14 protein-coding genes and 1 pseudogene are annotated in these 13,633 nt (G+C 70.9%); 4 read left to right on the top strand and 11 right to left on the bottom strand.

Annotated elements, in window-relative coordinates:
- Positions 1 to 96 precede the first annotated feature (96 nt).
- Genes AB0I73_RS14850 through argC form a run of 4 tightly spaced genes read right to left on the bottom strand, consistent with a single transcriptional unit; the run spans position 97 to position 4,443 of the window.
- Positions 97 to 1,305 (bottom strand): acetylornithine transaminase, encoded by a 1,209-nt coding sequence (locus tag AB0I73_RS14850; RefSeq protein ID WP_363037292.1) that lies wholly within the window; start codon positions 1,303 to 1,305, stop codon positions 97 to 99.
- The gene (argB, locus tag AB0I73_RS14845; RefSeq protein WP_363037290.1) at positions 1,302 to 2,264 is read right to left on the bottom strand and encodes an acetylglutamate kinase; all 963 of its coding nucleotides are present in this window, start codon (positions 2,262 to 2,264) and stop codon (positions 1,302 to 1,304) included. The genes AB0I73_RS14850 and argB overlap by 4 nt, the downstream gene beginning before the upstream one ends.
- Entirely contained in the window at positions 2,261 to 3,418 is a 1,158-nt protein-coding gene (gene argJ / locus AB0I73_RS14840) for a bifunctional glutamate N-acetyltransferase/amino-acid acetyltransferase ArgJ (RefSeq protein ID WP_363037288.1), read from the bottom strand. The genes argB and argJ overlap by 4 nt, the downstream gene beginning before the upstream one ends.
- The gene (gene argC, locus AB0I73_RS14835) at positions 3,415 to 4,443 is read right to left on the bottom strand and encodes an N-acetyl-gamma-glutamyl-phosphate reductase (protein ID WP_363037286.1); all 1,029 of its coding nucleotides are present in this window, start codon (positions 4,441 to 4,443) and stop codon (positions 3,415 to 3,417) included. The genes argJ and argC overlap by 4 nt, the downstream gene beginning before the upstream one ends.
- Positions 4,444 to 4,637: 194 nt before the next feature.
- On the opposite strand from argC, the gene AB0I73_RS14830 reads away from it, so the two are divergent.
- On the top strand, positions 4,638 to 5,504 hold the full coding sequence (locus tag AB0I73_RS14830) for an AraC family transcriptional regulator (RefSeq protein ID WP_363037284.1): 867 nt from the start codon (positions 4,638 to 4,640) through the stop codon (positions 5,502 to 5,504).
- A gap of 106 nt (positions 5,505 to 5,610) precedes the next feature.
- Here the strand turns inward: AB0I73_RS14830 and AB0I73_RS14825 are convergent, their stop codons facing one another.
- The 5 genes from AB0I73_RS14825 to AB0I73_RS14805 all read right to left on the bottom strand — a co-directional run bounded on the left by AB0I73_RS14825 (position 5,611) and on the right by AB0I73_RS14805 (position 10,470).
- Positions 5,611 to 6,708, bottom strand: a complete 1,098-nt coding sequence (locus AB0I73_RS14825) for a barstar family protein (RefSeq protein WP_363037282.1) — start codon at positions 6,706 to 6,708, stop codon at positions 5,611 to 5,613.
- 131 nt (positions 6,709 to 6,839) lie between these two features.
- The gene (locus AB0I73_RS14820; protein ID WP_363037280.1) at positions 6,840 to 8,354 is read right to left on the bottom strand and encodes a hypothetical protein; all 1,515 of its coding nucleotides are present in this window, start codon (positions 8,352 to 8,354) and stop codon (positions 6,840 to 6,842) included.
- 69 nt (positions 8,355 to 8,423) lie between these two features.
- Positions 8,424 to 8,624: a DUF397 domain-containing protein gene (locus AB0I73_RS14815; protein ID WP_363037278.1), complete on the bottom strand. Its 201-nt coding sequence runs from the start codon at positions 8,622 to 8,624 to the stop codon at positions 8,424 to 8,426.
- Positions 8,621 to 9,472: a helix-turn-helix transcriptional regulator gene (locus tag AB0I73_RS14810; protein ID WP_363037336.1), complete on the bottom strand. Its 852-nt coding sequence runs from the start codon at positions 9,470 to 9,472 to the stop codon at positions 8,621 to 8,623. The genes AB0I73_RS14815 and AB0I73_RS14810 overlap by 4 nt, the downstream gene beginning before the upstream one ends.
- A gap of 353 nt (positions 9,473 to 9,825) precedes the next feature.
- The gene (locus AB0I73_RS14805; RefSeq protein WP_363037276.1) at positions 9,826 to 10,470 is read right to left on the bottom strand and encodes a phospholipase; all 645 of its coding nucleotides are present in this window, start codon (positions 10,468 to 10,470) and stop codon (positions 9,826 to 9,828) included.
- Between the two features lie 204 nt (positions 10,471 to 10,674).
- Here AB0I73_RS14805 and AB0I73_RS14800 point away from each other — a divergent pair, with 204 nt between their 5' ends.
- Entirely contained in the window at positions 10,675 to 11,229 is a 555-nt protein-coding gene (locus AB0I73_RS14800) for a DoxX family protein (protein WP_363037274.1), read from the top strand.
- Between the two features lie 73 nt (positions 11,230 to 11,302).
- Here AB0I73_RS14800 and AB0I73_RS14795 read toward each other — a convergent pair.
- A pseudogene (locus AB0I73_RS14795) lies at positions 11,303 to 12,151 on the bottom strand (alpha-L-arabinofuranosidase C-terminal domain-containing protein); the annotation flags it as partial.
- Between AB0I73_RS14795 and AB0I73_RS14790 the strand changes: the two are divergent.
- Positions 12,126 to 12,476 carry a DUF6314 family protein gene (locus AB0I73_RS14790; RefSeq protein WP_363037272.1) on the top strand — a complete coding sequence of 117 codons (351 nt, stop codon included), beginning with the start codon at positions 12,126 to 12,128 and terminating at the stop codon, positions 12,474 to 12,476. The pseudogene AB0I73_RS14795 and the gene AB0I73_RS14790 sit on opposite strands and share 26 nt — an antisense overlap.
- Here AB0I73_RS14790 and AB0I73_RS14785 read toward each other — a convergent pair.
- Positions 12,458 to 13,051, bottom strand: coding sequence for a histidine phosphatase family protein (locus AB0I73_RS14785; RefSeq protein ID WP_363037270.1), 594 nt, complete (start codon positions 13,049 to 13,051; stop codon positions 12,458 to 12,460). The genes AB0I73_RS14790 and AB0I73_RS14785 overlap by 19 nt on opposite strands.
- Positions 13,052 to 13,419: 368 nt before the next feature.
- Here AB0I73_RS14785 and AB0I73_RS14780 point away from each other — a divergent pair, with 368 nt between their 5' ends.
- Entirely contained in the window at positions 13,420 to 13,614 is a 195-nt protein-coding gene (locus tag AB0I73_RS14780; protein ID WP_363037268.1) for a DUF1918 domain-containing protein, read from the top strand.
- Positions 13,615 to 13,633 lie beyond the last annotated feature (19 nt).

Raw genomic sequence — 13,633 nt, 5'->3', positions numbered from 1 at the left:
GTCTCATTCTCCGGTCATCCTCGGGGCGTTCCCCGGCTCGTGGTCCGGTTCATCGCCCTGCTCGTCGTCCGGGCCTCGCCCGGCTCGTGGTACGGCTCACCGTCCGGCTCGCCCTTCCCCGTCCGCCGCCCGGCCGGCGACGTCCAGGACGCCGGGCAGTGCCCCGAGGAAAGCGTCCACCGCGTCGTCCCCGAGGATCAGCGGCGGCATCAGCCGTACGACATCGGGGGCGGGCGCGTTCACCAGGAAACCGGCGTCCTGAGCCGCCTGCTGCACCTGGGGTGCGAGCGGTTCGGTGAGCACGATACCCAGGAGGAGGCCCGCACCCCGGACATGGCTGATCAACGGGTTGCCGAGCGCCTCGATTCCGTCGCGGAGCCGCTCGCCCTGCCGCTTGACGTTCTCGAGCAGCCCGTCGTTCTCGATGGTGTCGAGGACGGCGAGGCCGGCGGCACAGGCGACCGGGTTGCCCCCGAAGGTCGTGCCGTGGTGGCCGGGGTGCAGCAGTTCGGCGGCGCGTCCGAAGGCGACGGCCGCGCCGATCGGCAGCCCGCCGCCGAGTCCCTTGGCGAGGGTGACGACGTCGGGCAGGACACCTTCGTGGGCCTGGTACTCGAACCAGTTGCCGGTGCGGCCGATGCCGGTCTGCACCTCGTCCAGGACGAGCAGCGCGCCCGTGGCGGCCGTGATGGCGCGGGCGGCCTTCAGATAGCCGGGCGGGGGCACCACGACCCCGTTCTCGCCCTGGATCGGCTCGATGACGACCAGCGCCGTGTCCTCGGTGACCGCGGCGGCCAGGGCCTGCGCGTCGCCGTAGGGGACATGGGTGACGTCCCCGGGCAGCGGCGCGAACGGCTCCCGCTTGCCCGGCTGGCCGGTCAGCGCGAGGGCGCCCATGGTGCGGCCGTGGAAGCCGCCGTCGGTGGCGACCATGCGGGTCCGCCCGGTCAGCCGACCGATCTTGAACGCGGCCTCGTTGGCCTCGGCGCCCGAGTTGCAGAAGTACACCCGGCCCTCGCGGCCGAAGAGCCGCAGGAGCCGTTCGGCGAGTGCGACGGGCGGTTCGGCGACGTACAGGTTGGAGACGTGGCCCAGGGAGGCGATCTGCCGGCTGACGGCCTCCACGACGGCCGGGTGGGCGTGGCCGAGCGCGTTGACGGCGATGCCGCCGACGAAGTCGGTGTACTCCTTGCCGTCGGCGTCGCGGACGGTGGCGCCCACGCCGCTGACCAGGGACAGCTTCGGTGTGCCGTAATTGTTCATGAGCGCGCCCTGCCACCGCGCGCTCAGCTCCTCGTTGCTCACGACTCTCCCTGTTCGGGCTGTACGTCCTGCACGTGCGGTGTTCCGTCGGGTACGGTCCCGGTGGCGTCGGCGGGATCGTCGGGCACGACCATGGTGCCGATGCCCTCGTCGGTGAAGATCTCCAGCAGGATCGAGTGCTGGACCCTGCCGTCGATGACGCGGGCCGTGGTCACGCCGTTGCGTACCGCGTGCAGACAGCCCTCCATCTTCGGCACCATGCCCGAGGAGAGCTCCGGCAGCAGCTTCTCCAGCTGGGAGGCGGTGAGGCGGCTGATCACCTCGTCGGAGTTCGGCCAGTCCTCGTAGAGCCCCTCGACGTCGGTGAGGACCATGAGGGTCTCGGCGTCCAGAGCAGCAGCGAGTGCCGCAGCCGCCGTATCAGCATTGACGTTGTAGACATGGTGGTCGTCCTGGCTCCGGGCGATGGACGAGACGACCGGGATACGGCCGTCGGCGAGCAGCGCCTCGATGGCGCCGGTGTCGATCTCGGTGATCTCCCCGACCCGCCCGATGTCGACCGGCTCACCGTCGATCTCGGGCCGGTGCTTGGTCGCGGTGAGGGTGTGCGCGTCCTCACCGGTGAGGCCGACGGCGAACGGGCCGTGCCGGTTGAGCAGCCCGACCAGCTCACGCTGCACCTGCCCGGCCAGCACCATCCGTACGACGTCCATGGCGTCCTCGGTGGTGACCCTGAGGCCGGCCTTGAACTCGCTGACGATGCCGTGCCGGTCGAGCGCGGCGCTGATCTGCGGGCCGCCGCCGTGCACGACGACCGGCTTGAGGCCGGCGTGCCGCAGGAAGACGACGTCCTGGGCGAAGGCGTTCTTCAGTTCCTCGTTCACCATGGCGTTGCCGCCGAACTTGATGACGACGGTCTTGCCGTGGTGCCGGGTCAGCCAGGGCAGCGCCTCGATGAGGATCTGCGCCTTGGGCAGGGCGGTGTGCTTGCGGGTGGTCATGATGAGTAGGCGCTGTTCTCGTGGACGTAGTCGGCGGTGAGGTCGTTGGTCCAGATGGTGGCGGTCGCGTCACCGGCGCCCAGGTCCGCGACGATGTGGACCTCGCGGTAGCGCATGTCGACCTTGTCGCGGTCCTCGCCGACGCCGCCGTTCTTGCACACCCAGACGCCGTTGATGGCGACGTCGAGTTCGTCGGGCTCGAAGGCGGCCTTCGTGGTGCCGATCGCGGACAGCACCCGGCCCCAGTTGGGGTCCTCACCGTGGATGGCGCACTTGAGGAGGTTGTTGCGGGCGATGGAGCGGCCCACCTCGACGGCGTCGTCCTCGGTCGCGGCACCCACCACCTCGACCTTGATGTCCTTGCTGGCGCCCTCGGCGTCGCCGATGAGCTGCCGGCCGAGGTCGTCGCAGACGGCGCGTACGGCCTCGGCGAACTCCTCGTACCCGGGGGTGACGCCGGTGGCGCCGGAGGCGAGCAGCAGCACGGTGTCGTTGGTGGACATGCAGCCGTCGGAGTCGACGCGGTCGAAGGTGACCCGGGTGGCGGCGCGCAGGGCCCGGTCCAGCGTCCCGGCGTCGACGTCGGCGTCGGTGGTGAGGACGACCAGCATGGTGGCGAGGCCGGGGGCGAGCATGCCGGCGCCCTTGGCCATCCCGCCGACGGTCCAGCCGCCGTCCGCCGAGGTGACGACGGCCGTCTTGTGCACGCTGTCCGTGGTCTTGATGGCGATGGCGGCCTTCTCACCGCCGTGCTCGGACAGCCGGCCCGCGGCCTCCTCGACCCCCGGCAGCAGCTTGTCCATGGGGAGCGTGACGCCGATGAGCCCGGTGGAGCAGACGGCCACCTCGCCCGCGCCGGTCCCGAGCACCTCGGCGGCCTTCTCGGCGGTGGCGTGGGTGTCCTGGAAGCCCTTGGGGCCCGTACAGGCGTTGGCGCCGCCGGAGTTGAGGACGACGGCGGCGACCTGGCCGCCCTTGAGCACCTGCTCGGACCAGAGCACGGGTGCGGCCTTGACGCGGTTGGCGGTGAAGACGCCCGCCGCGGCGCGGCGCGGCCCGTTGTTGACCACGAGGGCCAGGTCCGGATTGCCGTTCTCCTTGATCCCGGCGGCGATGCCCGCCGCCGTGAATCCCTTTGCTGCCGTCACACTCACGGCGCGACTCCGATCGTCGTCAGTCCCGTGGACTCGTCGAGCCCGAGGGCGATGTTCATGCTCTGCAGAGCGCCGCCCGCGGTGCCCTTGGTGAGGTTGTCGATGGCGCTGATCGCGATGATCCGCCCCGCGGCCTCGTCGTACGCGACCTGGATCTGAACGGCGTTGGAACCGTGGACGGACGCCGTCGCGGGCCACTGGCCCTCGGGGAGGAGACGGACGAAGGGCTCGTCGGCGAACGCCTTCTGGTAGGCGGCCCGGACGGACTCGGCGGTGACTCCGGGCCTGGCCTTGGCACTGCACGTGGCGAGGATGCCGCGGGGCATCGGCGCGAGGGTCGGCGTGAAGGAGACGGAGACCCGCTCCCCCGCCGCCGCACTGAGGTTCTGGATCATCTCGGGGGTGTGCCGGTGGGTGCCGCCGACGCCGTAGGGCGACATCGACCCCATGACCTCGCTGCCCAGCAGGTGCGGCTTGGCCGCCTTGCCCGCGCCGGAGGTGCCGGAGGCGGCGACGATCACCGCCTCGGCCTCGGCGAGCCCCGCCGTGTAGGCCGGGACGAGGGCCAGCGAGACGGCGGTCGGGTAGCAACCGGGCACCGCGATGCGCTTGGACCCCTCCAGCGCAGCGCGGCCGCCCGGCAGTTCGGGCAGGCCGTAGGGCCAGGTGCCGGCGTGCGGGGAGCCGTAGAACCGTTCCCAGTCGGCGGCGTCGGCGAGCCGGTGGTCGGCGCCCATGTCGACCACGAGCACCTCCGGTCCGAGCTGCTCGGCGACGGCGGCTGACTGCCCGTGCGGCAGGGCGAGGAAGACGACGTCGTGCCCGGCGAGCACGTCGACCGTGGTCGCCTCCAGCACCCGCTCGGCGAGCGGCACCAGATGCGGCTGCAGGCTCCCGAGCCGCTGTCCGGCGTTGGAGTTCCCGGTCAGCGCACCGATCTCCACCCCGGGGTGCGCCAGCAGCAGGCGCAGAAGCTCCCCACCCGCATATCCACTGGCCCCGGCTACAGCCACCCGTACGCTCACGAAAACCTCCTCCTCGATGGCATGACTATACGTATATGCGCACGTTTATGCAACGCCGCACAGGAAGCGCCGGGTGAGAACGTCGTGGCGGGGCCGGCACGCACACCCGACTCGATCGGGCACAGGATGTCGGGTCCGGCGGGACACGTGCCGCCTAGCGTGTCGATCGCAAGCAAGAAGGAAGGAGACCGGGCGTGCTGGAGCGGCTCAACCAGGCCATGGAGCAGATCGAGCAGGGTCTCGACCGGCCCGTCGATGTGGCGGGGCTGGCACGCACCGCGACGACCTCGGAGTACCACCTGCGCCGGATGTTCTCCGCGCTGGCGGGCATGCCGTTGTCGGAGTACGTCCGGCGTCGGCGGCTGACCGTCGCGGGTGCCGAGGTGCTCGACGGCCGTGAGCCGCTGCTGGAGATCGCGGTGCGCTACGGCTACGGCTCGGGGGAGGCGTTCGCGCGGGCGTTCCGCGCCGTGCACGGTGTCGGTCCGGGCGAGGCCCGGCGCACCGGCTGCGCGCTCGTCTCCCAGCCCCGGTTGACCTTCCGCCTCACCGTCGAAGGGAGCAGCAGCATGCGTTATCGCGTGGTCGACCGTCCGGCCTTCACCGTCGTCGGCCTCAAGGCCCGGGTGCCACTGGTTCACTTGGGGCCGAACCAGGCGATCATCGACTTCGTCCGCGGCATCGAACCGCGGACCGTGGAGCGCCTGGAGCTGCTGTCGGACCAGGAGCCGCAGGGCATCGTCGCGGTCTGCGACGACCTGGACCCCAGCCGCGCCGAGGGCACCGAACTCGACTACTACCACGGGGTGATCACGTCGGCGGCCGCCCCCGAGGGAACCACGTCACTGGCCGTCCCGACCGGCACCTGGGCGGTCTTCACCACCTCCGGGCCGGCCCCGCAGGTCATCCAGGAACTGTGGCGGGACGTGTTCACCCAGTGGTTCCCGTCGAACCCGTACCGCAGCCGCCCCGGCCCGGAGCTCCTGCGCACCCGCCTCTCCCCGGACAGAACCGAAGCCGACGCCGAACTGTGGCTCCCGGTGGAGCGGGAGCAGGGGTGAACACGACACCGGGCCCGTGGCCGTCGAACGGTACGAACGCTTCAGCCGACAGCACGGGCCGGCTGGGCCGAGGCGCTCGGTTCGGACGTGGACGGCCGGCCACGCATCACACCAGGCTGACCCGCATGCCGCCCTCGGCCAGGACGTCGAGGACCTCGGCGAACAGGTCCAAGGGCCGGCCACGAGGTGTCAGGGTCCGGGACAGGTACTCGCGTGCGGTCGCGGAGTGCCGCCAGAGCAAGGTCGCGGGGGCCGTGTAACCGAAGGAGCCGCGCAGGCAGTCCGTGAGGGCGTCGAGACAGCCTCCGAAATAGCCGCCCGGCCCGTTCACCGCCTCGCCGAGCGCCAGGTAGAGGCCCGGTTCGTCGGTGATCTGCCGGCCGTCGAGTTCGTAGGCGTGGCCAGTCGGCCGGTCACGGTGGGTACGACGGCAGGCCCGGTCCCGGGCCAGGTCGAGCCAGACCTCGCGACGCCGCGTGTCGAGTCCGGCCCAGGCGCCAAGGGTGTCCGGCGGCCCGGCGAGCCATCGTTCCCAAACTGAGTGCGCGTACGTGGGAACGGGGGTGAAGAACTCTCCGTCGAGCTCCAGGTCGATCAGGTCCGCCCCGTAGGAGGACGGGCCCCAGCCACGGACGGTGGTCCACAACAACCGATCGGTGAGCGGTTCGCCTCGGGCATCCCGTATCTCCAGCGCGGCCTGTTCCAGGTCCAGCGCCCGCCGGGTGCCCGTCCTCAGTGCCGTTCTCAGTCGATCACCCTGGGCCAGCCCTCGCAGGACGAGTGGGGGCGCCGTTCTCTCCGGCGGCAGGACGCGGGCGTATTCCCGGCAGGAGCCCAGCCACCGACTCCCGTCATGCACACGAACGGGGCCCCGGTGTCCCCCGGGCGGGCCTTCGTAGTCGTCCTGGCCGGTGAGAACGAGACTGTCCGATCCGGGAAGCAGTCCGAGGCTCTCCGCGTCCTCCAGCAGCCAGGGTTCGAGCGCCCCGTCATCCGGTACCAGCCACACCCTGCTGCCCACCCAGCCCCGCACGTCGCCGTTCTCCGGAATCCAGCCGAACAGTTCGTACGTCCCGCGCCGGGGCTCACCGAACAGCCCGTCCACTGTCTCGCACACACCCCAGATGTGGCCATGGTCTGTGTCCGTGAGCTCGTACCGCTCGCGCCCTCGATGGTCGCTTTCTCCATGCACTTGAGTGATCATATCCGCACCGGCTTTGCCGACGAAGTCGCTTTTGTCGCAGCGGGTTGACGTAGGTCCAAGCCTGAGCACTCCAGTCGGTAGGCGGCCCTCAAAGGGGTGAGGCCGAGCGTTCGGCAGGGCAGGCGGGGTATTCACAGCTGGGGAACGAGGTCTGACATCACGGCAAGCGGCAGCGCCGGGTTGACCGCCGCCGCTTCCACCACCTGCGAGTCGGCGTCGGTGAGCAGTTCCACGATGTCCGGCGGTGGGAGAGTCGGATGGACGGCCGCCATGGGTCTCGCTTGCCTGTCCGCCAGGCAGGCGAGCAGTGCTCGGGCTGTCGCGTTCCGGTGCCGGGCGATCTCGCGGAAGGCCTTCTGCGCCGGTGGTTCGTGCCGGGTCAGGTGCTCCAGCAGCGCCGGACTCGCTTCCGGATTGGCCGCCACCTTGGCCAGGACCCGGACTCCGTGGCGGTCGAGCATGGCGCGCAACTGAACTTCGGTGAGGCCCGGGTGCGGAGCGACGGATTTGGCCACTTTCGCGTCGACGTCACCGGCCAGCGCGTCGCGGATCTCAGGCGGTAGGTCGCGTCGTTGACCCACGAGCATGCGCACGGCCGGGTTCGGTGACTGGGCCAGCTGCCGAACCTCACCGGGCGACGCGGCAGCGATCCGTGGCAGCAGACTGGCGCCGATCCTGGTGTCGTCGGCCAGGTGGACGAGTACGTCGAGCGACACATTCGGGTTGCCCGCGAGCCTGCGCCGTACGTCGTGGTCATGGTCGTCGGCCAGGGTACGCATCAGAGCGACGTCGATCGCGGGGTTCCCGGCGAGGTCGGCCCGGACACCGGGGACAGGGTCTGCGGCCAGTCGCCGGTACACCTCCGTGGGCAGACCGGGGCGCGTGGCAAGCGTCCAGCGCAGCAGCATCGAAGGATGGTCCACGAAACCGACCACCGATTCGGTGGGTGTCCCCGGATTCCGCAACGCGGCCTCCTGGATCTCACACATCGTGGACTCGTGGGACCCGTCGCAGGAGGCGCCCGGCGGCAGATCGCAGTCGGGCCGCGGACACTGCGGCTCATGCACGAAGGGCGGCGCTTCACGGTCGCAGACCAGGCATCGACGCGGCGGAGGCAGCTCCTCGCCGATGAGCGCTGCGAGTACGTCCGGGGGCGTCGCCTCGTTGGCGGCCACCGCACGGCGGACCTCGGCGTGCGGATGGCCGGCAAGTCTGGTGGTCATGTCGGGCGTGGTCCACAACGCCAGCTCCGTGACGACGCGGATATCCGGGTCCGCAGCGAGAGTCTCCCTCACATCCGCCGGAAGGCCGGGGCAGGCGGCGAGTTTCTCCCGGTGCTCCAGAACCGGATCGGCTGCGAAGCGGCGTGCCCATTCCGGGGTGCCGGCTCGCTTTTCGAGCAGGGCGAGGGCGGCACGCGGCTGTGTCACCGGATCGACGTCGGCGACGGTCAGCCGGCCTTCGTACGCAAGCCGCACACCGCTCTCCGGAACGCGCGCGGCCACCGCGGCCGCCTGCGCACGGCTGAGATCCTTCCGAGCCGCGAGGCTCTCGGCGATGTCGTCGTCCGCGACCGCGATCAGTCGGTCGACCAGCTCGGCCGGCAGGGCCGGATTGGCGGCGAGCCCGCACAGGAGTTGATCCACGGAGGTCATCCTGCATCTGCCCCTGACACCGTGCCAGGGGCAGGGGTCAACAGACCGCAGAGACAGGCCCTACAGGGACGTGAACCCGACGAACGCCGACCAGGCTGCGGGGTGGACCGAGACACCGGGGCAGCGTATGTCCTTGGAGTCGCGTACATGGATTGCGTGTGGGCAGGACGCCACCTCGACGCACTCGCCGCCTTCCTCACTGCTGTAGCTGCTCTTGACCCACAGAAGCCCAGACGTGTGCTCCCGTGCCCTGACTTTCATAGCTCCCCCAGCAGTTTCTCAACGTGGCTGAGCGACGCCCGAGGCGTGAGCGCCTGTGCTCGCAGAATGCCGTACTTGATCTCAAGGCCCTTCACGGGCCGTCGCTCAGTGTGTACATGGCTGACGTTCTGAACCTCGACATAAGCGATCCTGCGCCCTTCGGCCGTCTCGATCAAGGTGAAGGGACCGGCCATTCCAGCATTCTCCTCGCTCCCCAGCGACATGACCTGGATCTCAACCGTCGGCTTCCGCCCAGCCAGCAGAATGTGTTCCAACTGGCCACGCAACACCTCCCGGCCGCCGATCGGCCTTCGCAGCACGGACTCGTCGATGACGAAGCTCATCAGCGGCTGAGGGCTCTTGCCGTAGACCTCTTGACGCGCCAGGCGTGCCGCGACTCGTCGGGCAATGGCGTCCTCGTCGAGTGGCGGACGCATCATGCCGAACACCGCCTGCGCGTACTCCTCCGTCTGCAGCAGCCCCGGTACCGCCTGATTCGCGTACACGTGCAGTTCGACCGCTTCCGCCTCCAGCCGCGCCGCGTCCCGGAAGAACGCCGGATACTGCGCCCGCGCGATCTCCTCCTTCATCTCCTGGAGGACACCGCCCGCGTCCAGGAGTTCGTCCGCCTGATCGATGAACTTCGGCGGCGGGATCCGGCGGCCCTGTTCGTACGCGGCGATCGTCGAGGCCGAGTAACCCGTCATCGAACCGAACTCAGGCCGTTCCAGGCCCGCCCGGCCCCGGAACCGCTTCAGCTGCCGCCCGAAGACACGCAGGATGCCGGAGCTTGCCCCCGCATCCCGTTCGCCTTCCTCCGTACCGGGCTCTTCGACAGCCCGTCCCATCAGATCGCTCATGTGCATCATCACCGCCTCTCCCGTCAACGCGGCTCCGCGTCGAAGCGACACGCTTCGCCCCGCCCACACGCACCGACGAGCGACGTACAGCGACCAGACGTGTGCGCACCGTTCACCTCGTCGCGCGAGCGCTCGTCCGTACCTCGCTTGAGAAGCAAGCCGCCACTTGCCCGTGGTGTCGGCTATGGCGGATTCACCCAGGAGCCGCTGGAAATAGGCCAGGCCACTCCTGCGGTCCTGGACGGTATCTGCGGCAATCTGATTCACATCGCGCACAGCACGCAGGGACCTGCGAAGGCGGGCAGCGGGTCCTCTCTCCACCGCCCCAGGCCTCGTCCCCCTCAGGCCGCACCCTCCCACGCGCGCCGCAGGAAGGCCGAGGCGTCCGCCAGTTCCGGGAGGGTGATGCCGTGGCCCTGGCCCGGGTAGCGGCGTTCCTCGAGGCGTGCGCCGGACTCCTCGCGGAGCCAGGCGCCGGTCCGGGTGACGAGGTCGGCGGGGATCACCTGGTCGGCGGTGTCGCGGCCCCAGAAGACCGGCACCCCGGTCAGGCGGCCCTGCTCCTCGGGCAGACCCGCGTCCCACGGCAGGGTGCCGGACAGGAGGACGGCGGCGGTGAACCGCTCCGGGCGGGCGAGCAGCAGGCCGCCTGCCATGGCCATGCCGCCGGAGAAGCCGAGCAGTGAGACCGACGTGTGGCCGGCGGCCGCGGCGTCGAGCCAGCGGAAGAGCCAGTCGGCGGTGGCCGCGATGGAGTCGGGCAGGGGGCGCCCGATCCCCCGGTTGGCGAACCACGCGTATCCGCTGCCCTCGGCCAGCGGGGCGCGCACGAAGGCCACCGTGGCCTCCTGCGGCAGATGCGGCGTGAGCTGCGCGAACGACGCCTCGTCCGCTCCCCGCCCGTGCAGGGCGACGACCAGCGGCGCGCCGGGCCTGCGGTCGGGTTCGACGGACCAGCTGACCGTGGGTGCGGCGGTGTAGAGCATGGCGGCGGCTCCTTGGGCGGTGTGGGACGGACACAGGTTTCGGCTCGGGTTGGAGCACGGTCGAGCGTACCCGCACTGCTTGAAAGTTGAAGCAAGGGTCACGACTGGGTTAGCTTGAAGCTTCAAGTTTGTCGGGGCGGTCGTCGCTCAGTGCCGCGCGGCGCCCCCACCGTCTTCGCCGTCCCCTTCCGAGGAGTCCCCCCCATGGCCAGTGCCACCACCTTGTCCCGCCCCGCCGCCGCGACGTCCGGCCAGGAGGGCCCCGCCGCCCCCGCCCGCGCCTACGACATCGGCCTGCTGGTCCTGCGCCTCGTGCTCGGCCTGACCATGGCCGTGCACGGCGCCCAGAAGCTGTTCGGCTGGTTCGGCGGGGGCGGTGTCGAGGGCACCGGGATGTTCTTCGAGTCCCTCGGCTACCCCTCGCCCGAGGCGTTCGCCGTCGTGGCCGGACTCACCGAGACCCTGGGCGGGCTCGGCCTCGCGCTCGGCCTGTTCACCCCGCTCGCCGCTGCGGCCGTCGCCGGCACGATGGTCAACGCGATCGCCGTGAAGTGGGGCGGCGGCTTCTTCGCCCCGGAGGGCGTGGAATACGAGCTGCTCCTCACCCTGGCCGCGGTGGCGCTCGCCCTGACCGGTCCCGGTCGGATCGCCGTGGACCGGCTGCTGCCCTGGCTGCGCACGCACCGCCTCGCGTACGGCCTCGCCGCGGTCGTGCTCGGCGTCGTGGTAGCCGGTGTCACCCTGCTGCTGCGCCACTGACCCGGCGGGCGGTTCCCCTCTCGGCGCCGGGTGCGGGCCGCCGTCTCCGTGACGGCGGCCCGCACCCCGACCACTACCGCTGCTTGATCCGCAGGAACGTCACCGAGTGCGCCGGGAACGTGTACGTGAAACTGTCGGACACGCCCCGGAGCGTGTACGTCACCGGGGTCACCGGCGTGTCCGTCTCGGTGTTCACCGCGTCCGCGTCGGCGGCCAGCGTGGTGACCCGGGCGGTGGAGGCGGTCCTCGCGCCGCCGAGGTCGATCGCCGTGCGGGCCTCGGCCGGCTGGGCGTTGACGACCTTGACGATCAGGTCACCGGTGCGGGCGTCCTCGGTGACCACCTGGCGGAACGGCTCGGCGGGCTTGTCGTCGGTGAAGCCGCCCCACTCCTGGCCGTCGAGGGAGAGGGTGACCTGGCGGCCGCGCACCTTGACCTCGATGTCGTAGGCACGGCCCGTCTCGATCGATCCCGCCTTGGAGATCAGGGTCGACTTGCCGCCGTCCACGGCCTGTTCGACGGCGGACCGGGTGTTGCTCCAGCCGCCGAGGTTCCACCAGTAGTAATTGCCGGTGTCCTGGACGCCGAAGGCGACGAGGAACCCTTCCTTGCCTGCCTTCTTCGTGGCCTTCACCCGTAGGTCGTAGTCGTGCCAGGCTGGGTCACCGGCGGTGACCAGGGTGTTCTCGGCGGCCTCGTCGGTCTGGACGTACTGCCCGTCCTGGACGCTCCAGCTGCCTCCGCCGCTGTGGGTCCACTGCCCGGCGCCTCCGGAGAAGTCGTCGGCCAGGAGTGCCGAGCCGTCCGCGGCGGTGATCTTCACGTCGTCGTAGGCGGCGCTCGTCGCCCACGTCGACAGGCCGACGGCGCCGGCGAGGGGGCCGCTGACGTCAGGTGTGCCGCTCGCCTCCGAGGGGACCACGCTTTTCGGCCCGCTCGAGGGCGGCGGCCTGCTGCACCAGGAGACCGGCACCTTCACCTGGCGGGGCGTCCCCCGGCCCGCCGAACGCACCCTGCGTTTCCTCCCCGGGCCCGGCGGCACGGTGGACGTGCGGTTCGCGGACGGCCGGCCGTTCCACGACCTGGACCTCTCGACGGGCCGGTACGTCGCCGACCACCCCTGCGCCGCGGACCTCTACCGGGGCGAGTTCACCGTCCGCGACGAGGACCACTGGCGGACTCTCTGGCGGGTGCGCGGCCCGGCCAAGGACCTGGAGCTGGACACCGGCTACGTCCGTGTGCGCTGAGGGGAGACACCCTCGATGCGCAGGCTCCAGCGGCCCGCCTGCCCGGTGACGCTGACCCGCGACAGCGCGCGGACGTCGATGTTCCAGTAGGTCGCGGGCGGCGCCTTCAGCGCGTACACCAGCGCGGCGCGGATCACGGAGGGTTCGGCCACCGCCACGACCCGGAAGTCCTCCTCCAGCGGCCGGGTGTCCAGCCAGCCGCCCACGCGGGTGATGAAGTCCAGCAGCGACTCCCCGCCGTGCACGGTGGCCCGCGGGTCGGCGAGCCAGGCGTCCACGGCCTCCGGCTCCCGGGCCATCGCCTCGCCCAGGGTCAGCCCGCGCCAGCGACCCATGTCGCAGTCGCGCAGGGCGAGCTGGACCAGCGGGGCATAGCCGAGCCCGTCCCCGGTGGCACGGCTGCGCGGGTTCGGCGAGCAGTACCGCAGGTCGGCCGCGGCGAGCGGCAGCAGCGCATGGGCGACGCGCTGCACCTCGCTCCACCCGGCCCGGTCAAGCGGCCGGTCGTCCTCGAAACGCTCGGCCAGCCGCGAGGAGCTCCCCGCTGCGGCAACGAACGTGACCCGAAGTGCCATGCGGCGATCGTCGACCTCCCGGGTGAGCAAATCAAGGGGTCCGGCCGGGGTGTTACCGAGCGTCCATCAGGCATGGAGCGCAGATCACGACCTATCGGACAAGTGATGCGAAACACCTACCCCTCCGCCTCGCTGCCCGCACTCGAGCAGGCGTGTCCTTCATCGCCGAACACTCGCAGGCCACCCGATTGGGACAAGCGCTTTCCCCGGCACCTCACTCACCCCGGCACCTCGCCGCAGGCAGCGTGCGGTCACCGCTCAGAATCCGGAGCGCGCGGCCGTTCCCGTGCGGGGCGTGCCGGGTGGTGCGCCGCGCCGTAGACTCGAAGCCACGGACCGCTGCTCCCGCACTTGGTGAGGAGACCCCTATGCGCGCATCTGTGGGCGACCAGCTTGTCCAGCACGGCAGGGTGGTCGGTCAGCACGACAAGGTGGCCGAGATCGTCGAAGTGATGGGCCAGAAGGGCGATCCGCCCTACCGCGTCCGCTTCGAGGACGGGCACGAGGCCGTGTGCTCACCCGGCCCCGATTCCGAGATCCGGCACAAGAACCGTCAGCGATGACCCGGCTACCGCCGGTGGT

Origin of the sequence: Streptomyces sp. NPDC050388 (assembly GCF_040655635.1) — a bacterium.
Taxonomy (GTDB): domain Bacteria; phylum Actinomycetota; class Actinomycetes; order Streptomycetales; family Streptomycetaceae; genus Streptomyces.
Note: the sequence above shows the minus strand (reverse complement) of the source record. Positions and strands in the feature narration are given on the sequence as shown.

Bases quoted from the DNA above. Each gene is read 5' to 3' on its own strand.
- AB0I73_RS14780 (WP_363037268.1), top strand. From the start codon at position 13,420: ATGCGCGCATCTGTGGGCGACCAGCTTGTCCAGCACGGCAGGGTGGTC.
- AB0I73_RS14800 (WP_363037274.1), top strand. From the start codon at position 10,675: ATGGCCAGTGCCACCACCTTGTCCCGCCCCGCCGCCGCGACGTCCGGC.
- AB0I73_RS14805 (WP_363037276.1), bottom strand. From the start codon at position 10,470: ATGCTCTACACCGCCGCACCCACGGTCAGCTGGTCCGTCGAACCCGAC.
- AB0I73_RS14825 (WP_363037282.1), bottom strand. From the start codon at position 6,708: ATGATCACTCAAGTGCATGGAGAAAGCGACCATCGAGGGCGCGAGCGG.
- AB0I73_RS14785 (WP_363037270.1), bottom strand. From the start codon at position 13,051: ATGGCACTTCGGGTCACGTTCGTTGCCGCAGCGGGGAGCTCCTCGCGG.
- AB0I73_RS14815 (WP_363037278.1), bottom strand. From the start codon at position 8,624: ATGAAAGTCAGGGCACGGGAGCACACGTCTGGGCTTCTGTGGGTCAAG.
- AB0I73_RS14810 (WP_363037336.1), bottom strand. From the start codon at position 9,472: ATGGGACGGGCTGTCGAAGAGCCCGGTACGGAGGAAGGCGAACGGGAT.
- argB (WP_363037290.1), bottom strand. From the start codon at position 2,264: ATGACCACCCGCAAGCACACCGCCCTGCCCAAGGCGCAGATCCTCATC.